The organism is Pseudomonas sp. TSO6 (assembly GCF_056098905.1).
Genome location: NZ_JBLZWV010000021.1, coordinates 87,486 through 107,733, shown reverse-complemented (window position 1 = coordinate 107,733; position 20,248 = coordinate 87,486). Strand labels below are relative to the sequence as shown.

At 66.5% G+C, this 20,248-nt stretch carries 6 protein-coding genes; 3 read left to right on the top strand and 3 right to left on the bottom strand.

Annotated features, from left to right (window positions below; translation table 11 throughout):
• Both ACN6NG_RS07410 and ACN6NG_RS07405 read right to left on the bottom strand, forming a co-directional pair.
• Positions 1-537 (bottom strand): (2Fe-2S)-binding protein, encoded by a 537-nt coding sequence (locus tag ACN6NG_RS07410; protein ID WP_016498661.1) that lies wholly within the window; start codon positions 535-537, stop codon positions 1-3.
• Positions 530-3,361, bottom strand: a complete 2,832-nt coding sequence (locus ACN6NG_RS07405; RefSeq protein ID WP_474313359.1) for a xanthine dehydrogenase family protein molybdopterin-binding subunit — start codon at positions 3,359-3,361, stop codon at positions 530-532. Before ACN6NG_RS07405 ends, ACN6NG_RS07410 begins: the two co-directional genes overlap by 8 nt.
• Before the next feature lie 288 nt (positions 3,362-3,649).
• On the opposite strand from ACN6NG_RS07405, the gene dsbD reads away from it, so the two are divergent.
• The 3 genes from dsbD to dsbG are packed head-to-tail and all read left to right on the top strand — an operon-like array spanning position 3,650 to position 6,961.
• Positions 3,650-5,365, top strand: coding sequence for a protein-disulfide reductase DsbD (dsbD, locus tag ACN6NG_RS07400; RefSeq protein WP_474313358.1), 1,716 nt, complete (start codon positions 3,650-3,652; stop codon positions 5,363-5,365).
• Positions 5,365-6,201 carry a TlpA family protein disulfide reductase gene (locus tag ACN6NG_RS07395; protein ID WP_474313356.1) on the top strand — a complete coding sequence of 279 codons (837 nt, stop codon included), beginning with the start codon at positions 5,365-5,367 and terminating at the stop codon, positions 6,199-6,201. Before dsbD ends, ACN6NG_RS07395 begins: the two co-directional genes overlap by 1 nt.
• Position 6,202: 1 nt before the next feature.
• On the top strand, positions 6,203-6,961 hold the full coding sequence (dsbG, locus tag ACN6NG_RS07390) for a thiol:disulfide interchange protein DsbG (protein WP_028613381.1): 759 nt from the start codon (positions 6,203-6,205) through the stop codon (positions 6,959-6,961).
• 289 nt (positions 6,962-7,250) lie between these two features.
• Here dsbG and ACN6NG_RS07385 read toward each other — a convergent pair whose 3' ends face one another.
• Positions 7,251-20,204, bottom strand: a complete 12,954-nt coding sequence (locus ACN6NG_RS07385) for a non-ribosomal peptide synthetase (protein ID WP_474313355.1) — start codon at positions 20,202-20,204, stop codon at positions 7,251-7,253.
• Positions 20,205-20,248: the final 44 nt, after the last annotated feature.

Genomic DNA, 20,248 nt, shown 5'->3' with positions numbered 1-20,248 from the left:
TCACCCCTCCTTGACCAGGCCAAGATCGTTGAGCACCTTGCGGGTGGCGTCGTAATAACGCACGTAGCCGGTGCAGCGGCAGATGTGGTGCCCGAGGCTGGCCTCGATGCGGTCCTCCACTTCGCTCTTCTTCAATGGCTGGCGCTGGGCGGTTTCCACCAGCACGGTAGCGGCGTTGACGAAGCCCGGCGCGCAGTAGCTGCACTGGAAGGCGAACAGGTCGACGAACTTCTGCTGGATCGGGTTCAGCGTGAGGTTACCGGCCGCGTCCGGTTTGGCGTGGCCCTCGATGGTGCGTACCTTCTTGCCCTCAAAGTAGTGGGCGCCGGTGATGCAGGTGCGCACTTCTTCGCTGGTGCCGTCGGGGTTGTCGACGATCACCACACAGGCATGGCAGATGCCCTGACCACAGCCCAGGCGCGAGCCGGTGAGGTTCTGGTGTTCGTGCAGGTAGTCGATCATCGCCAGGTCAGCGGGGACCTCGACCGGGCCGACCGGTTGACCGTTGAGGGTCAGTTGCAGTGGACGGTTAGCCATTGAGGGCCTCCTTGATACGGGCTGGGGTGATGGGAAGATCGCGCACGCGCTTGCCGATGGCATGGGCAACGGCATTGCCGATGGCCCCAACGACCGGGATCATTACCACTTCGGCGATGCCCTTGGACGGGTCGGTCGGTGACAGCGGCGGGAGGATTTCGCTGGTCTGCTGCCACACCGCCACGTCGCGCGCATGCGGCAGGCGGTAGCGGTTGAAGTTCCAGTCGCCCTCCCCGGGCCCGCCCTCGTACATCGGCATTTCTTCGGTCAGCGCGTGGCCGATGCCCATGGCGATACCGCCTTCGAGCTGGCCCTTGACCAGCTCCGGTACCAACACTCGGCCGCACTCGACCCAGCTGTGGTGGTTGAGCACCTGCACTTCATGGGTGCCCTTGTTGACCTTGACTTCAACAATGGTCGCCACCGGGCTGTAGTAGGTAACCATGGCATTGTTCAGCTGGGTGTCGGGGTAGGCAGCGTTCTGCCGGTCGAGCAGGTGGTAGCCGTGGCTGCTCATCTGCGCCTTCTTGGCGTTCACCGCGCCATCGCCGTATTTCACCGCCACGGCGTCAAGCGGGAAGCGCTCGCGCACGCCGTCGATGACGAAGTCGGCCTCGGCCCAGCTCCAACGGTTGAAACCGTGCACGCTGGCGCCGGTGACCAGGCCCATGTCGTGGGCCTTCTGTGCAAGCTGGGCGAACGGGATCGGCTGCAGGCCGTTACCGGTCAGCTCGCCGTTGACCCACACCGCGTTCTCGCGGCGCACCACCAGCGGGTTGGCCTGGCCGCCATGCGGGCCCTGGCTCCAGATGGCCATGGCCGCCGGCCACAGGCCGTGGTTGAACAGCACGCGCGCCGCTTCGCGGGTGGCATGGCTGAAGTAGAAGGCCGAGTTGGTCGCCGACGATGGCGACGCCAGCTTGCCGACCCAGCGCGGGTTGCGCAGCGCGGCGTCTTGCTCGGGCTGGCTGATCAGGTAGGGGTTGCCGCTGGTGCTCAGTTGCAGCTCTGGCCATTCGGTAACCGCCGTCCTCACCTCGTCAGCCGAGCGCCCCAGGAAGTCGCTGACCACCAGGGCCTGGGAGGTAGACATGCCGGTGCCCAGCTCGGTGCCGATGTGGCGCAGGCTGATGCGGCCGTCGCGGCTGAACTCGATGCTGGCCATGGGTGCCTCGGAGCCGGTGCCGAAGTCCTTCTGGCAAATCGCAAAGCCCACGCCGTACCAGTGGTCCTGGTCCTGCGCGTCCATCTGCTGCTTGCGCGCGTCGCGGTTGCGCCACCATTCATGCACGGCGGCCTTGTCGAGAATCTCGTACAGACGCAGCGCGCCCGCCGGGACCGCGCCCTGGGTGTTCTTCATGCCCGATTTCAGCGCGTTGGCACGGCGCAGGTCGATGGCATCGACGCCCAGGCGGCCTGCGATTTCGTCCACCATCATCTCGGTGGCAGCCATGCTCTGCAAGGTGCCGTAGCCGCGCATGGAGCCGGCCTCGACACCGCGGGAATGGTAGGCGGTAACCGACAGGTCGTTCTGCGGCATGTAATAGATCGACTGCGCAGCAGTGGCGCCTACCGCAGCTACGGACGGGCTGTAGTTGATGCGCCCGCCGCCGTCGCAGCTCATGTCGGCGCGGAAGATCTTGAAGCTGTTGTCCTTCTTGTCCACGGCCAGCTGGTAGCGGATATCGAAGGCATGGCGCTTGATGCCGCTCTGGAACTGCTCGTAACGGTCATTGGCCAGGCGGATCGGCACGCCGGCGCCATACAGCGCGGCCACGGCGGCGTAGAAGACGAAGATGTTGTTGTCTTTCGAGCCGTAGCCCACGGTATAGCCCGGGTGCATGTTCAGCGTGTTCAGGGCGAAGCGCGACGGCTTGATCATGTGCACGCATTCCTGCGCCACTTCGAACGGGCACTGGGTGGCAACCACGAAGTGCAGCGTGCCGCTGGCCGGGTCGTACCAGCCGTTGCCGTTGTCCGGTTCCAGCGCGGCGGGTTCGATGGACGGCGTCTTGTAGCGCTCGTCGAACACCAGCCAGTCCTCGGGCGGGTTGTCCAGCTGCCCGGCCATGCGATTGGCGTAGAACAGCCCCTGCTCGGTCAGGTCGCCGTGCTGGTTGGGCTGCTTCGACCACACCGGCTTGCGGTTGAGAATGGTCGGGAACAGCATGGAATTCTTCAGGCTGGAGAACTCATCGTCGTCGAACGGCGTGGCACCGCCCACCCGCACGAAGCGGAAGCTGCCGTAAGGGTCGCGCTGGTAGAGCGGCGCTTGGGCGCCGTAACGGATCGCCTGTTCGTTGAATTGCAGCTTGCGCTTGGCCTGGCGGAAGCGCTCGAAGTCGTGCCAGATCAGGATCGCCACCGGGTGGCCGATGAACATCGGCACCTTGCCGGGCGGCAGCAGCGGGTCGGGCGAATGGGCTTCCGGCCAGGCAATGCCGTCTTTCTCGAGATCGGCGGCGGTAACTATGCGGTCAGGCTGCAGCTCGGCACCGAGCAGGCTGAGGTCGTGACCGGCATAGATACGGTCGGCCTTGGTCGCCTTGAGCAGCAGCGCATGGCCCTGCTGCGTGGGCCAGCCGGGCATGTCCTTGGCGCGGATATCGCGGGCGAACACTTTGTCGCCGCACACCTTGGACAAGGCATCGTTACGGAAGCGCGCCTTGCCGTCATGGCTCATCCACTTCTGCGGCGAGGTGGTGACGCGTTCCTCCATCAGTGCGGCGAATGCCTGGCTGCCAAGTGGCGCCATGGTCACGCCGACACCAGCGATCAGGCCGCCTTGCAAGAAGGCGCGCCTGGAAATATCACGGTTGGACATGCTTGATCCTCTGGGCAGTTGGGGGCCTGCCCTATTTTTGATTCTAGTGCTAGCGGGAAAAGCTGACTTGTGCGTCAACTTTACAGGAATTGTGTAGGGATTGGCAAAGTCAAGCCGACAATATGTCGCTGTGTGTCTGGGGTGATGGGTGGGATTGGGGTGGGCTGGCAGGTGTTTGCCAGGCGCTAAAAATCTCCCGACAAGCATCTGCCCAAAAACCAGAGTTAACCTTCATTTAATCAGCCCCAGCCAGCATGGCCCCATTCCTAGATCTGCCAAGGCGAAGACATGCGCGTCCTCCTGCTCTTCCTGACACTGCTTCTGGCCGGCCCGTTGCAGGCCAACCCGTTTGATGTAAAACCGGATTTCCTGCCGGTCGACCAGGCCTTTGTACTCACCCACGACCGCCAGGCCGACGGCCAGATGCGCCTGTACTTCCAGATCAAGCAGGGCTACTACCTGTACCAGAAGCGGCTCAAGTTCGACGGCCTGCCTGCCGAGCAGCACCCGCAATTGCCGCCGGCGCTCAACCACAATGACGAATTCTTCGGTGACAGTGCGGTGTACCGCGATCAGCTCGAACTGCTGCTGCCGGCCAATGCCCAGGGCCAGTTGCGCCTGGGCTGGCAAGGCTGCGCCGACGCCGGCCTGTGCTATCCACCGCAGACTACGCTGATCGACCTGGGCGGCAGCGTGGCACCCGCCGCCGAGCAAGCCAGCGACCAGGCCTTGGCCAGTGGCCTGCAACAGGGCCACCTGGCCTGGAGCCTGCTGGCGTTCTTCGGCCTTGGGCTGCTGCTGGCCTTTACCCCCTGCTCGCTCCCGATGCTGCCGATCCTTGCCGGGCTGGTGCTGGGCAATGGCGCCAGCGCCCGACGCGGCTGGCTGCTGGCCGGGGTGTATGTGCTGAGCATGGCACTGGTGTACGCCGCCCTGGGCGTGGTCGCCGCACTGCTGGGTGCCAGCCTGCAGGCCTGGCTGCAGCAACCCTGGCTGCTGGGCAGCCTGGCGGGGCTGTTCGTGCTGCTGGCCCTGCCTATGTTTGGCGCCTTCGAACTGCAACTGCCCGCCGCCCTGCGCGACCGCCTTGACCGCGCCGGGCACGGTACCCGGGGCGGCAACCTGTATGGCGCGGCGCTACTCGGGGCGTTGTCCGGCCTGCTGCTGGGCCCATGCATGACCGCGCCGTTGGCCGGCGCCCTGCTGTACATCGCCCAGAGCGGCGACGTGCTGCAAGGGGCACTGGTGCTGTTCAGCCTGGGCCTGGGCATGGGCGTGCCGCTGCTGTTGCTGGTGACCCTGGGCAACCGTTACTTGCCGCGCCCAGGCGCCTGGATGGACCGGGTCAAGGGCGTGTTCGGCTTCGTGTTCCTGGCCATGGCCTTGTACACCGTGCGTAGCCTGTTGCCCGCCACGCTGCTGCTGGCACTGAGTGGCGGCTGGTTGATCGCCCTGGCCTGGGCCACCTGGCCAGCCCTGCAGCGCCTGCCAGCATTGCGTGCAGTACCGCTGCTGGGTGCCTTGTGGGGCAGCCTGTTGCTGGTCGGTGCCGCCGCGGGTGGCGATGACATCTGGCAGCCGCTGCGCCCGTTCACCGGTGGGGGTACCACGCCCGTTGCTGCCCAGCATGCCGAAGACAGCTTCGTCACGGTCAGCCGCCCCGAAGACCTGCAACGTGAACTGGATGCGGCCAAGGCCCGTGGCCAGTGGGTGATGCTCGACTACTATGCCGACTGGTGCGTGTCGTGCAAGGTCATGGAAAAACAGGTGTTCGCCCGTGGCGACGTACAGGCCGGCCTGGCCGGCGTGCACCTGCTGCGCCTGGACGTCACCGCCGACACGCCGGCCAGCAAAGCCCTGCTGCAGCGCTACCAGGTACCCGGCCCGCCCAGCATCATCTGGATCGGTCCGGAAGGCGACGAACGCCGCGCGCGGCGCATTACCGGTGAAGTGGATGCCGCCGCGTTCCAGCAACACTGGGCCCAGACCAGGAGCCAAGGCTGATGTTGACCGTAACCCTCGGGCCACTGACCATGGCCCTCAACCACCTGCTGATGCTCACCGCCCTGGTGATCGCCAGTGTGGTCGGCTGGTGGGTCGCCCGGCGTGGCGGCGAAAGCCCGGAATCGGCACTGTTCAACCTGTTCCTGATCGGCATTCTGTGCGCCCGTGCCGGCTTCGTGCTGGCCTATTGGCCGATGTACCGTGATGAGCCGTTGCAAATGATCGACATCCGCGACGGCGGCTTCCTGCTCTGGTCGGGCCTTGCCGGCATCGTCCTCGGTGCGGTGTGGCAGGGCTGGCGTCAACCGGGCCTGCGCCGCCCGTTGGGCTGGGCATTGTTCAGTGGCGCGCTGTTCTGGGGCCTGGCCAGCTTCGGCGGACACTTGTACAGCAAAGGCACCGAGCTGCCTGAACTGAGCCTGCGAAACGCTGGTGGCCAACCGGTGGCGCTGCACAGTTACCGCGGCAAGCCGCTGGTCATCAACATCTGGGCCACCTGGTGCCCACCGTGTCGGCGTGAGATGCCAGTGCTGCAACAGGCACAAAGCGATTACCCGCACGTGACCTTCCTGTTCGTCAACCAGGGCGAGACCCCGGAAAACGTCAGCACCTTCCTCGCCACTACCGGCCTGAGCCTGACCCACGTGCTGTTCGACGGCACCGGCCTGCTGGCCCAGCGCGTCGGTTCCATGGCCCTGCCTACAACCCTGTTCTATGACGCCAGCGGGCGGCTGGTCGGCAGCCACCTGGGCGAGCTGTCCCGGGCCAGCCTGCGCCACGCCCTGGAGCCTTTCGACCGGGCTATTACGCCCGCCCCTGCCGCACAAGGAAACTGACATGCGATTGACTGCACTGCTGCCCCTGTCCCTGGCCCTGCTGGCCTCCCCTGCGCTGCAGGCCGAAGAACTGCCCAAGGCAGTTCAGCAACTGCAAGCCAAGGGCGCCGTGATCAAGGGCAGCTTCGATGCGCCCAACGGCCTGCGCGGTTATGCCGCCGAGTACCAGAACAACGCCCTGGCCCTGTACCTGACCCCTGACGGCAAGCACGTGCTGGTCGGCAGCCTGTTCGACGAACAAGGCAAGGACCTTAGCGCCGAGCCGCTGGAAAAGCTGGTGTATGGGCCGATGAGCAAGGCCATCTGGGCGAAGCTGGAGAAAACCGCCTGGATCGCCGACGGCAAGGCCGATGCGCCACGCAAGGTGTACCTGTTCAGCGACCCGAACTGCCCGTACTGCAACATGTTCTGGGAACAGGCGCGGCCGTGGGTGGAGTCGGGCAAAGTGCAGTTGCGCCATATCATGGTGGGCATCATCCGCGAGGACAGCCCGGGTAAATCGGCGGCCCTGCTGGCAGCGAAAGACCCGGCCAAGGCACTGCAACAACATGAAAAAGCCGGTAAGGCCAGCACGCTGAAGGCACTGGAACAAGTGCCCGAGGCGGTGCAGCAGAAGCTGGCTGCCAACATGGCGTTGATGGAAGAAATGGGGTTGCAGGCGACCCCGGCTATTTTCTATCAGGATGAGCAGGGCAACCTGCAAAGCCAGCAAGGGGCACCGCGGCCGGAGATGCTGGGCAAGATACTGGGTAAACGCTAGCGGATGTCTTGAGTTTTGCAGTGGGGCGGAGATCGAGCGCCGCCCGCGCGGCGCATCGCGAGCTGCGCTCGCTCCTACATTTGTTTCGGGCCAGTCATGCCTGTGACAGGCGCGCGCGACCGCCTTGTTTGTATGGCGCGATATCAAGCCATGCGCCAAGGCGTTCGCGCGCAAATGGCGCAGGAGTAATTGGCCCGAAACAAACGTAGGAGCGAGCGCAGCTCGCGATGCGCCGCGCGGGCGGCGCTCGATTTCCGCCACCTTGCAAACCTCAAGCCGAACCCTACCCCTACAACCCCTCGAGCTCGGCCATCAGGTCACTGAGCCGGTCGACCTTATCGTCATCCAGCGCACTGCCCTGCAGCCCTTGCACATACTCGGCCAGCTCCTCCACCGTGCTGCACTCGAACATCGCCCGCAGCGGCACGTTCAACTGCAATTGCTTCTGCACCCGCGAGGCGATCTGCGTGGCCAGCAGCGAATGCCCGCCCAGCTCGAAGAAGTTGTCGTGCACCCCCACCCGCTCGGCTTTGAGCACATCGGCCCAGATACCCGCCAGCACCTCCTCCAGCTCATTGCGCGGCGCCTGATAGGCCTGACTGTGCTGGCCGCCAATGTCGATGGCCGGCAGGGCCTTGCGGTCGAGCTTGCCGTTGGCGTTGTGCGGCAGGCTGTCGAACCACCCCCAGTGCAGCGGCACCATGTACTCCGGCAGCTCGGCACGCAGGCGTTGCTTGATCTGCTCCAGCAATGCGCCATCGGCGGCTATACCCTGGTGCGCCACCAGGTAGCCGACCAGGTGCTTGCCGTTGACGCCGTCCTGCACGCCGACGGCGGCATCGCGGATCTCGACCTGCTCGTGCAAGCGGGCTTCGATCTCGCCCAGCTCGATGCGGTAACCGCGGATCTTCACCTGGTGGTCGATGCGCCCGACATACTCGAGTACACCATCCGGGCGCTGCCGCGCCAGGTCACCGGTGCGGTACAGGCGCTCGCCCGGCGAACCATGCGGGTGCGGAATGAATGCCAGGGCAGTGCGCACCGGGTCACCCACATAACCGCGGCCCACGCCGGTGCCGGCGACGCACAGCTCGCCAACTGCGCCCAGCGGCACCAGGGCCTGATCCTCGCCGTACAGGTACAGCCGATTATTGTCGGTCGGCGTGCCGATCGGCAGGTAGCTGCCGCGGGTCGAGGCGGGGTCTACGCGGAAGAACGCCACGTCATCCGAGCACTCTGCCGGCCCGTAAGCATTGACCAGGCCGATCTGCGGGTAACGCTGCAACCACTGCGCGGCCAGCTCCGGTGGCATGGCCTCGCCGGTCGGCAGCATCCAGCGCAGGCCGTCGAGGGCCTGGTGGTCACTGGCTAGCATGCCCTGGATCAGCGACGGCACGCTTTCCAGCACGGTGATGCCGGTGGCCTGCACATGTGCCAGCAGGCCTTGCGGGTCGTGGGCGATGGCATTCGGCACGATCTCCACCTTGGCGCCGAACAGCGGTGCAGCAAGGAACTGCCACACCGAAATGTCGAAGCTCTGCGAAGCAGTCTGGGCAATGACGTCCTGATTGCTCAACGCCAGGTACGGCACCTTGCTCAACTGGTTGTTGAGCATGCCGCGCTGCTCGACCATCACCCCTTTTGGCAGGCCAGTCGAGCCTGAGGTGTAGATCACATAGGCAAGGTTGTCCGGGCCACTGTGGATGCCGGGGTTGTGGCTGGCAACCTGGCTGGCCTGGGTGTCTTCCCACACCAGCAGCTGTGGCCGCACCGCAACATCCAGCTCACCCAGCAACTGCCGGCCTTGCTCGGCACAGGCCGCGCTGCACACCAGCACCGGGGTACGGCTGAGCTGGATGATGCTTTGCAGGCGCGCAGCCGGCAGCCCCGGGTCCAGCGGCAGGTAGCCAGCGCCCGCCTTGAAGCTGCCGACGATCATGCCCAGCAGCGGCAGCCCGCGCTCGGCCAGCAGCGCCACCGGCTGGTCCACCTTTACACCGGCCGAGATCAGGGCATGACCCAGCCGGTTGGCCGCCAGGTTCAGCCCGGCGTAGTCGTAGGAGGCCTCCAGGCAGCGGGCCACGGTACGTTCCGGGTGCGCAGCCACCTGCGCTTCGAACTGCGCGATGTAGCTCTGCTCCAGCGGATAAGCCCGCTCGGTGCGGTTGCAGTCTTCCAGCAGGAAACGCTGTTCTTCTGCCCCCAACAGCGGCAGCGCGCTCACCTCCCCATCGAAGCCCTGCACCAGCGCCAGCAGCAGGCGCTTGAACTCGGCCAGCAGGCGCTCGACGGTCGGGTAATCAAAGTAACGCTGGTCGAACGACAGGTGCAGGCCCAGGTCATCACCCGGGTAGCACACCGCTGTCAGCGGGAAGTTGGTGTGGGTACGGCCCGAGTCGGAGCTGGCGTTGAGGTGCTGGGCGTGGTCGAGCACGGCGGTTTCCACCGGCGCGTTCTCGAACACGAACAGGCTGTCGAACAGCGGCTGGCCCTTGGGCAGCTCGCTGCACTCCTGGATCGCCACCAGCGGCAGGTACTCGTACTCGCGCAGTTCCATGTTGCTTTGCAGCAGGCCCTGCAACCACTGGCGCACACTGCAACGCTCACCCGATACGGGCAACTGCACACGCAGGGCAACGCTGTTGATGAACAGGCCAACGGTGCGCTGCATCTGCGGCATGCTCACCGGGCGCCCGGCCACGGTCACGCCAAAGGCTACGTCGCGCTCGCCGCTGTAGCGTGCCAGCACCAGGGCCCAGGCCGCCTGGGCGAAGGTGTTGACGGTAAGCTGGTGGGCCTGGGCCAGTTCGCGCAGGCGCACGCCGTCACTCACCTCCAGGCGGGTGTAGCAATCGCCAACAACCATGCCGCTACCGGCGTGGTCATGGCGCAGCGGGCGGTCGCTGGGGATGGCCGTGGCGCGCTCGAAGCCGGCCAGGTTGGCCTGCCACCAGGCGCGTGCGTCGTCCAGGCCCTGGCGCTGCAACCAGCCGATGTAATCGCGGTAACGCGGCGGCACCGGCAACTGGGCCTGACGGCCTTCGCCGAGGGCCTGGTAGACCTCGAAGAAATCGTTCATCAGCAGCGAGCGGCACCAGGCATCGATCAGGATGTGGTGGTTGCTCATCATGAACCAGTAGCGCTCGTCGGCCACGCGTACCAGGCGCAGGTGGAACGGTGCTTCACTGAGCAGGGCAAACCCGGCCTCGCGCTCCTGCTTGTGCAGGGCCTGCAGGCGCTGCTCCTGGGCCTCGTCAGCAAGGCCGCGCCAGTCCTGGTAGTCCACTGCCAGGTTGCCCGGCTTGTGGATGATCTGCAGCATCGCCTCGCCGCTGTTCCAGCTGAACGAGGCGCGCAACGCTTCGTGGCGCGCCACCACCGCCTGCCAGGCCTGGGCGAAACGTTCAGGGTCCAGGGCGCTGTTGATGCGGTAGCGGTCCTGCATGTAGTAAAGGCCGGTGCCCGGCTCCAGCAGGGTGTGCAGCAGCATGCCTTCCTGCATTGGCGTCAGCGGGTAAACGTCCTCGATCTGCGCAGCCGGTACCGGCAATGCGTCGATCTGCTCCTGGGTCAGGTGCGCCAGCGGGAAGTCCGACGGGGTGAAGCTGCCGTTGCCATCGGCCAGGCAATGCGCGACCAGCGCCAGCAACTCCTGGCGATAGGCCTCGGCCAGGCGGGCGATGGTCTGCGGGTCATAGCGCTCGGCGCTGAAGGTCCAGCGCAGTTGCAAGGCGCCGCCGTACACCTGGCCATCGACGCTCAACCAGTTTGGCAGCGGTGCGTCGAGGTCATGCGCCAGACCGGCCGGCGCCTCCAGTGGCTGGAACAGCGCCGCACTGTCAAATTGCTGGTCGAACTGGCCCAGGTAGTTGAAGGTGATACGCGCCTGCGGCAAGGCCGCCATCTGCTCGCGCCCGGCCGTGTCGGCCAGGTAGCGCAGTACGCCGTAGCCCAGGCCCTTGTGCGGCACCTGGCGCAGTTGTTCCTTGATGCGTTTGATGGAACCGGCCCGCGCCGCGTCGTCCTCGCCCGGTAGCGGGCGCAGGCTCAGCGGATAGGCGTTGGTGAACCAGCCGACGCTGCGGGTCAGGTCCATGTCTTCGAACAGCCCGTCACGGCCGTGGCCTTCAAGCTGCACCAGCACTTCCTCATCGCCGCTCCAGCGGCTCAAGGCACGTGCCAGTGCGGTCAGCAGCAGGTCGTTGACCTGGGTGTGGTAGGCGGCCGGGGCCTGTTGCAGCAGTTGCCGGGTCTGCTCCACGTCCAGGCCGATGGCCAGTGTCTGGGCGTGGCGGTGGAGGTTGCCACCCTGGGGGTGATCGCACGGCAGTTCGCGGCGCACGCCGCCCAGCTGGCCTTGCCACCAGCCCAGTTCGTCGCGCAGCGAATCGCTGCCGGCGTAGCTGGCCAGGCGCGCGGACCAGTCGCCCATGCTGTGGGTCTTGGCCGGTAGCGGTTGGCCACGGTAAAGCGCCTGCAGGTCTTCCAGCAGCACCCGCCAAGACACGCCATCGACCACCAGGTGATGGATCGCCAGCAACAAACGCTGGCTGCCCTGCCCGTCACGCACCAGCAAGGCGCGCAGCAGCGGGCCTTGCTGCAGGTCGAGGCTGCGCTGCAGGTCGGTATACAGCGCCTGACAATCGGCAAAATCGGCCACGGTGGCGGTCCACAGCAATTGCCTCGCGTCAGGCTGGGCGTATTCGGCCTGCCAGCGGCCACGGGCCTCGTCGAAGCGCAGGCGCAGGCTGTCGTGGTGCTGCACCAGTGCAGCCAACGCCTGGCCAAGCGCGGCCTCATCCAATGGTTGGCGAGCTTCCAGCAGCACCGCCTGGTTCCAGTGCTGCGGCTGTGGCACTTCACTGTCGAAGAACCAGTGCTGGATCGGCGTCAGGCCGGTCTGGCCTTGGCGCAAGCCCTGCTCGATGCTGCTCGCGGCTTCGCTGTACCGAACAACGGCCGCCAGGGTCTGGATGGTCTGGTGCTGGAACAGGTCGCGCGGGGTGAATTGCAAGCCGGCCTGACGGGCCCGGCTGACCACCTGGATCGACAGGATCGAGTCGCCGCCCAGTTCGAAGAAGTTATCCTGCACCCCTACCCGGGCAACGTTGAGCACGTCGCGCCAGATCTGCGCCAGTTGCGCTTCCACCTCGTTGCCGGGGGGCTGGTACTGTTGACGCGCCTGCTCCAGGTCTGGCAGTGGCAGCGCACGGCGGTCGAGCTTGCCGTTACCCATCAGCGGCAAGCTGTCGAGCAACACCAGATGCGCCGGCACCATGTAATCCGGCAGGTGCTGGCGGGCATCGGCCTTCACTGCTTCACGCAGCTGGCTTTGCGCCTCGCTGCCAGCCATGGCCTGCTTGCACACCAGGTAGCCCACCAGTTGCTTGCCGCCCGGTAGATCCAAGGCCAGCACCACGGCCTCGTCAACATCGGCATGGGCCTGCAAGCGGCTCTCGATCTCGCCCAGTTCGATGCGGAAACCGCGAATTTTCACCTGCTGGTCGGCACGGCCGACGTACTCGACCAGGCCGTCAGCGCCCATGCGCACCAGGTCGCCGGTGCGATACAAACGGCCCCCTTCGGTGCTGAACGGGTCAGCGACGAATCGCTCGGCGCTCAGGCCCGGCCGGTCGTGATAACCCTGAGCCAGGCCGGCGCCGCCGACATACAGCTCACCAATGCCACCTTGCGGTAACAGGGCCAGGTCTTCGTCGAGGATGTAGGCCGAGCGGCTACCGATGACGCGGCCGATCGGCACACTGCCAAGGTCCGCAGGCAACACCTCTGGCGCCAGGCAGGCCAGCGGCATGACCACGGTTTCGGTCGGGCCGTAGGCGTTGAAGAACTGCTGCGGCGCAAAGGCCTGGCGAATACGCTGCAGGTGCTCGCCGGTCAACGCTTCACCCCCGGTAATCACCAGGCGCACCGGCAATTGCTCGCCCTGCCCGCCCAGGTACTGCGCCAACTGGCTACCGTAGCTGGGGGTGAAGCCCAAAATGCTCACCTGCTGCTCGCGCACCAGCTGGCAGATCTCCTCGGCGCCCCACTGCCCCTGGGCGCGCAGCACCACGCGGGCACCGCATAGCAACGGCACCCACAGGCGCTCGCTGGCAGCGTCGAAGTTGACCGAATAGAAATGCAGCTCGCAATCATCGCTGCGCATGCCGAACGCGGCGATGACCGCCTGGCAGTGCATGGCAAATTCGCCATGGCTGACCACCACGCCCTTGGGCTTGCCGGTGGAGCCGGAGGTGTAGATCAAGTACGCCTGATGCTGCGGCAGGTTGAGGTTGTCCAGCGGCGCATCGCTGTAGGCCGACAGGCTGGCGGCATCGTCCTCCAGGCTCCAGCGGGCCACGCCCTCAGGCAGCTCGCCCAGGGTTTGCAACAGCTCACGCTGGCTGAGCAGCAGGCCGATGCGGCTGTCTTCGATCATGTAGCGCAAGCGGTCGAGCGGGTACTCGGGGTCGAGCGGCACGTAGGCGCCGCCGGCCTTGAGGATGGCCAGCAGGCCGACGACCATTTCCAGCGAGCGCTCCAGCGCCAGGCCCACGCGCACCTGCGGGCCGACGCCACGCTCGCGCAGGGCGCGGGCCAGGCGGTTGGCCCGCTGATCGAGTTCGGCGTAAGTCATGTGCTGGCCAGCGAAGGTCAGCGCGCCAGCCTGTGGTGTGCGCGCCGCCTGGGCGGCGAACAGGCCGTGCAGGGTCTGGTCGAGGTCGAAGTCGTGCTTGCCCTGCAACTGGCCCGCCAGCACCTGCTGCTCCGCACCGCTCAGCATCGGCAGCTCGCACAGGCGCTGCTGCGGGTTGTCCAGCAAGCCGACCAGCAGGTGCTGCCAGTGCTCGGCCATGCGCGCTATGCGCGGTTCGTCGAACAGGTCGCGGCTGTAAGTCAGGCAGCAACCCAGGCGGCCGTCGAGGTCGGTGACCTCCAGGTACAGGTCGAACTTGGTGGCACTGGCGTCATTGAGCAGGTAATCCACCTGCATGCCGGCCAGTGTGCGGCTTTGCTGGAAGGCCCAGCGCTGCACGTTGCACATCACCTGGAACAGCGGGTTATAGGCGCTGCTGCGCGGCGGCTGCAAAGCTTCGACCAACTGGTCGAACGGCAGGTCCTGGTGCGACTGGCCTTCGATGGCGGCCTGGCGCAACTGCTCCAGCAGTGCGTTGGCGGTCATCTGGCCATCCAGCTCGCAGCGCAGCACCTGGGTATTGAGGAAGGCGCCGATCAGGCCTTCGCTTTCCGGGCGGATGCGGTTGGCCACCGGCGCGCCGATGCGCAGGTCGCGCTGGCCGCTGTAGCGGTGCAGCAAGGCGGCCAGGGTGGCGGTCATGGTCATGAACAGGGTCAGGCCGCGCTGGCTGTTGAAGGCATGCACGCGGGCCACCAGCGCCGGGTCGAGTTCAAAGCGGTACAGCTCGCCGCGGTGGCTCTGTACTGCCGGGCGCGGGCGGTCGGCAGGCAACGCCAGCACCGGGTGCTCGTCGCCCAGGCGGTCCTTCCAGTAGGCCAGTTGACGAGCGCCCTCGCCGCTTTCCAGCCATTGCCGTTGCCACACGCTGTAGTCCAGGTATTGCACCGGCAGCGGCGCCAGCGGCGACTCGCGGTCATCGACAAAGGCTTCGTACAGCTCGCCTAGCTCGCGGGCGAAAATGTCCATGGCCCAGCCTTCGGTGACGATGTGGTGCAGGGTGAGCACGAAAAAATGCTCGCGCTCGTCAGCCTTGACCAGGCAGGCGCGCAGCAGCGGGCCGCGCTCCAGGTCGAACGGCTGGTGCGCCTGGTCGTCGGCAAGTTGTTGCAGGTGTTGCTGGCGGGCATCGATGGGCAAGGCACTGAAGTCCTGCCAGTCGAGGTGCAGGCCACTGTCTTCGGCAACGCACTGGTACGGCACCCCGTCGACGCTGGGGAAGGTGGTGCGCAAGGTTTCATGGCGCACGATCAACGCCTGCAGCGCACGCTCGAAAGCGTCCACATGCAGGGTGCCGCGCAGGCGTGCCATGCCGCCGACGTTGTACGCCGGGCTGTCCGGCTCCATTTGCCAGAGGAACCACATGCGCTGCTGCGAATACGATAGCGGCACCGCCTGACGCCGGTCGACGCGGGCGATTGCGCCTTGCAGGTTGCGCTGGCCGGCGGCGCGTATGCGTGCGATCTCGGCACTGAAGGCGCCCAGTTCGCTGGCTTCGAACAGTGCCTTGAGCGGCAGCTCGACATCGCAGGCCTGGCGGCTGCGCGAGACGATCTGCGTGGCCAGCAGCGAGTGCCCGCCCAAGGCGAAGAAGTCGTCCTGCAGGCCGACGCGCGGCAGGTTCAGCACCTCGCGCCAGATAGCGGCGACCTGCTGCTGCAACTCGGTGTGTGGCTCGACATGTTCGCGTTGCTGCCACACCGGGGCCGGCAGCGCCTTGCGGTCAACCTTGCCGCTGGGGCCCAGCGGCAGCTGTGCCAACGGGATGAGCTGCGCCGGCACCATGTACGCGGGCAGTTGCTCAGCCAGCACGGCCAGTACTTCGGCTGGCTGTGCACTGCCACTGTAATAACCCACCAGTTGCGCGCCAACGGCGTCCTTGTGGATCAGCACCAGCGCCTGTTCAACACCCGGCTGTGCCAACAGGCAGGCCTGCACTTCTTCTGGCTCGACGCGGAAACCCCGCACCTTTACCTGCTGGTCGAGGCGACCGAGGTATTCCAGGGCCTCAAGCTGCACCTGCCAGCGGGCGCGGTCGCCGCTGCGGTACAGGCGCTCGCCATGGCCGTCGGCCTGGGGTACGAAGCGCTCGGCGGTAAGACCCGGGCGGCCCAGGTAGCCACGGGCCAGGCCCGCGCCACCCAGGTACAGCTCGCCCGGCACGCCAGGGGCGGCCAGTTCAAGCTCATCGTCCAGCACACGGCACAGCACATTGCCCAGCGGGCGGCCGATGGGCGAGCGCTCGCCGTCCGCCGCCTGGCAGTGCCAGTGGGTGACGTTGATGGCGGTTTCGGTCGGGCCATAGCGGTTGTGCAACTGCACCTGCGGCAGCACTTGCAGCACCCGGTCACGCAACGCCGCAGGCAATGCTTCGCCACCGGAGAACACCCGGCGCAGGCTGCTGCAGGCGCCCGCCTGCGGCTCCTGGACAAACACCTGCAACAGTGGCGGCACGAAGTGCAGCGTGGTCACGCCATGGGCTTGCACCAGCGCGGCAATGCGTTGCGGGTCACGGTGCTCACCGGGGCCGGCGAGTACCAGCTTGCAGCCGGTTACCAGTGGCCAGAAGCACTCCCACACCGACACATCGAAGCTGATCGGCGCCTTCTGCATCAGCACATCGCTGTCATTCAGCGCGTAGGTGGCCTGCATCCACTGCAGGCGCTCGGCCAGCGCCGCATGGGTATTGCCCACGCCCTTGGGCTGGCCGGTGGAGCCGGACGTGTAGATCACGTACGCCAGGTTGTCGCCGTGCAGGTGCAGGCCGGGGGCATGGCTGGGCCAGCTGTCCAGGTGCAACTGGTCGAGGGCAATGGCGCTGACGCCGTCGACCTGTGGCAGCTTGCCCAGCAGGCTGCTGTGGCTCAGCAGCAGGCCGGCGTTGCAGTCGGCCAGCATGTAGGCCAGGCGTTCGGCCGGGTAGTCGACGTCCAGCGGCACGTAGGCGCCGCCGGCCTTGAGGATGGCCAGCAGGCCCACCAGCAACTGTGGCGAACGCTCGATGGCAATGGCTACGCAGGTGTCGGGGCCGACGCCTTTGTCGCGCAGGTAATGGGCCAGGCGGTTGGCCTGCTGGTGCAGTTCGGCGTAGTCGAGGCTGCCGCCGTCCCAGGCCAGCGCGGTGCGTTGCGGGGTCCGGCGGGCCTGTTCGTTGAGTTGTTCGACCAACAGGCTTGGCGGCGCGGCAGCCGGTGCGCGGCCCCAGCCCAACAGTTGCGCGCGGCCAGGCTCGTCGAGCAATTGCACTTCGCCCAGCGGCCGCTGCGGCGCGGCGCACACCTGTTCCAGCAGGGCCAGCAGGTGATGGGCCAGACGTTTGACGGTGCTGGCTTCGAACAGCTCTGCGGCATAGTCGAAGGCCAGGCTCAGGCGGCCCTGATGGTCTTCTTCGCTGTGCAGCTGAAGGTCGAACTTGGCTTCGCGGCTGTGCCACGGCAGCTCTTCGGCCAACAGCCCCGGCAGGCGGCGCAGGGCCGACAGGTCGCGTTGCTGGTGGTTGAACATGACCTGGAACAGGCCTTGCTCACGGGCTTGCGGCAGGGCTTCGACCAGTTGTTCGAACGGCAGGTCCTGGTTGGCCTGCGCCTCAAGGGTGGCCTGGCGCACCTGGGCCAGCAACTGCGCGAATGGCAAGCGGCCATCGAGCTGCGCGCACAGTACCTGGGTATTGATGAAGAAGCCGACCATGCCTTGGGCTTCCAGGCGCGGGCGGTTGGCGTTGGGCACACCGACACGGATGTCAGCCTGGCCGCTGTAGCGGTGCAGCAGCGCCTGCCAGCCGGCCAGCAGGACCATGAACAGGCTGGCCTGCTGTTCGCGGGCCAGGCTCTTGAGTGCTTCGGCAAGCTTGGCCGGCACCTTGAGGGTGAACCGCTCAGCGCTGTACTCGCGCTGACTGGCGCGGGGGTGGTCGGTGCACAGGTCGAGCACCGGCAGTTCATCGCGCAACTGTGCTTTCCAGTACTGCAGTTGGCGCTCGGCTTCACCGGCGGCCAGCCATTGTCGCTGCCAGGTGCCGTAGTCGGCGTAACCCAGGGTCAGCGGCGCCAGACTGGCCTCCAGCCCCTGGCAGCGGGCCGCGTAAAGCTTGGCGAATTCATCCAGCAGGATGTTCAGCGACCAGCCGTCAGCGACGATGTGGTGCAGGGTCACCCATAGCTGATGGTCTTCGTCATCCAGGCGTGCCAGGGTCACCCGCAGCAACGGGCCCTGGGTCAGGTCGAACGGCTGACGGGCCTCGGCTTCACGCTCGGCCCTGACCTGCTCGGGGGTTTGGCCTTCGAGGCCCAGGCGGTGCAGGCTGAACGGCTGTTGCGGCAAGATGCGTTGCAGGGCCTGGCCGTTTTCTTCGCTGAATACGGTGCGCAGGGATTCGTGGCGCGCCACCAGCGCCTGGAAGGCGGCTTCCAGGGCGCTTTCGTCCAGCTCGCCGCGCAGCTGCAGGCCGGCCGGGATGTTGTAGGCGGCCGATTCTGGCTGCAACTGCCACATCAGCCACAAGCGGTTTTGCGCCAGCGACTGGGGCAACGCCTGGGCGCGTTCCAGCGTTGCGATGGTGGCGGTGCCGGCGGCGCCTTCAGCGATGATCGAGGCCACGGCGTTACTGTAATCAGCCAGCACTGGCACTTCGAACAGGGTGCGCAGGCTCAGGTTGATGCCCAGCTCATCGGCCAGGCGTGCGGTGGCCTGGGTGGCGGCGATGGAGTTGCCGCCCAGCAGCAGGAAGTGGTCGTCTGCTGCAACCGCCTCTAGCTTGAGGATGTCGCGCCACACGGCGGCGATGCGTGTTTGCAGTTCATCGCCAGCAGCCGCGCTTGCAGCGGCTTCGCTCACATCAGGGAAGCGGGCGTAGCAGTCCAGGCTGCCATCGTCCATGCGCAGGCGGCAGGCCGAGCGCTGCAGCTTGCCACTGGAGGTCTTGGGCAGCGCGCCCGGGTTCAGCAACAGGACCACAGCCGGGGCCTGGCGGCAGGCGTCGGCGATCACCTGGCGCAGGGTTTTGATCAGGTCCTGGGGTTTGATTGCCTTTTGCACGTTGCGGCTGATCTCCACCGCCACGCCGATGCCCTCCTCGCCCTGCTGCTCGACGGCAAACACTGCCACCCGGCCTTTGCGCAGCACCTCGACCTCGCGTTCGAGGGTTTTTTCCAGGTCCTGCGGGTACAGGTTCTGGCCCCGTACGATCAGCATGTCTTTCAGGCGCCCGGTGACGAACACCTCACCCTCGCGCATGAAGCCCAGGTCGCCGGTACGCAGCCAGGTCTGGCCGTCCATTTCAACGAAGGTGCGGGCACTGGCTTCGGGGTTGCGCCAGTAACCCAAGGCGATGCTCGGGCCACCGGCCCAGATTTCGCCGACCTGGTTGTCGCCCAGCACCTGCAAGTGCTGCGGCTCGACGACACGTACCGCGTGACCGGGCTGCGGGTAGCCGCAGCTCATCAGCACGCTGCCTTTGCCCGGCTCGGCACGGTTGGCGGCGAAGGCTTCGGCGTCCAGTTCCAGCGCGGCGATGCCCTGGCCGCGGCGGCTGCCGCTGACGAACAGGGTGGCTTCGGCCAGGCCGTAGCTGGCGAAGAAGCTCTGCCGGTCGAAGCCGCTGGCCAGGAACTTGTCGGCGAACGTCGCCAGGCTGTCCTGGCGGATCGGCTCGGAACCGGAATAAGCCACGCGCCAGCGGCTCAGGTCGAGACCGGCCAACGAGGCCTCGCTGACCCGCTCGCTGCACAGGCGGTAGGCAAAGTCGGGGCCACCGCTGATGGTACCGCCATACTCGCTGATGGCCTGCAACCAGCGCTGCGGCCGGGCCAGGAAATAACCCGGCGACATCAGCACGCACGGCACGCCGCTGAAGATCGGCTGCAGCAGGCCGCCAATCAGGCCCATGTCGTGGTACAGCGGCAACCAGCTGACGATCACGTCGTCGGGGTTGAGGTCGATGCCGAAGCCCTTGCGGATCAACTGCTCGTTGGCCACCAGGTTGCCATGGCTGACCTGCACGCCCTTGGGCAGCGCAGTGGAGCCAGAGGTGTACTGCAGGAAGGCGATGTCATCACCTTGCAGCGCGGGCTCGCGCCAGTCCGCGGCCAGCGCCGGGTCCAGGCCGTCCACCGCCAGCAGTTCAGGGCCGTTGTCCGCCGCCAGCGCTTCCAGGCCTTGCAGGCTGCCGTGCAACGCCGCGACCGTCAGCAGCAGGCGAGGCTCGGCATCGTCGATGATCGACAGCAAACGTTCCTGGTGATGCTGACGCGCAGACTCCGGCGGGTAAGCCGGCACCGCGATCACCCCGGCATACAGGCAACCGAAGAACGCCGCCACGTAGTCCGGACCACTGGGGAACAACAGCACAGCACGGTCGCCGAAGCCGGCACGGGCCTGCAAGGCGGCGGCGATGGTGCATGCGCGCTGGTCGAGGTCCCGGTAACTGAGCACGGCCTGCTCGCCGGGGGCGTCGGCCAGAAAGCGCAAGGCGATCTTGTCCGGGGTCTGCGCGGCGCGTTGCGCCAGTGCCTGGACCAGCGAGAGCGGGAGTTCGAAGGCGTCCGTCATGGGGTGTTCCTGCCAGTGTCTGTTGGGGCGTGCCGGCTGCTCCG

Excerpts from the sequence above, each read along its gene's own strand:
- ACN6NG_RS07410 (WP_016498661.1), bottom strand. The coding sequence starts at position 537 with ATGGCTAACCGTCCACTGCAACTGACCCTCAACGGTCAACCGGTCGGC.
- ACN6NG_RS07405 (WP_474313359.1), bottom strand. The coding sequence starts at position 3,361 with ATGTCCAACCGTGATATTTCCAGGCGCGCCTTCTTGCAAGGCGGCCTG.
- dsbD (WP_474313358.1), top strand. The coding sequence starts at position 3,650 with ATGCGCGTCCTCCTGCTCTTCCTGACACTGCTTCTGGCCGGCCCGTTG.
- ACN6NG_RS07395 (WP_474313356.1), top strand. The coding sequence starts at position 5,365 with ATGTTGACCGTAACCCTCGGGCCACTGACCATGGCCCTCAACCACCTG.
- dsbG (WP_028613381.1), top strand. The coding sequence starts at position 6,203 with ATGCGATTGACTGCACTGCTGCCCCTGTCCCTGGCCCTGCTGGCCTCC.
- ACN6NG_RS07385 (WP_474313355.1), bottom strand. The coding sequence starts at position 20,204 with ATGACGGACGCCTTCGAACTCCCGCTCTCGCTGGTCCAGGCACTGGCG.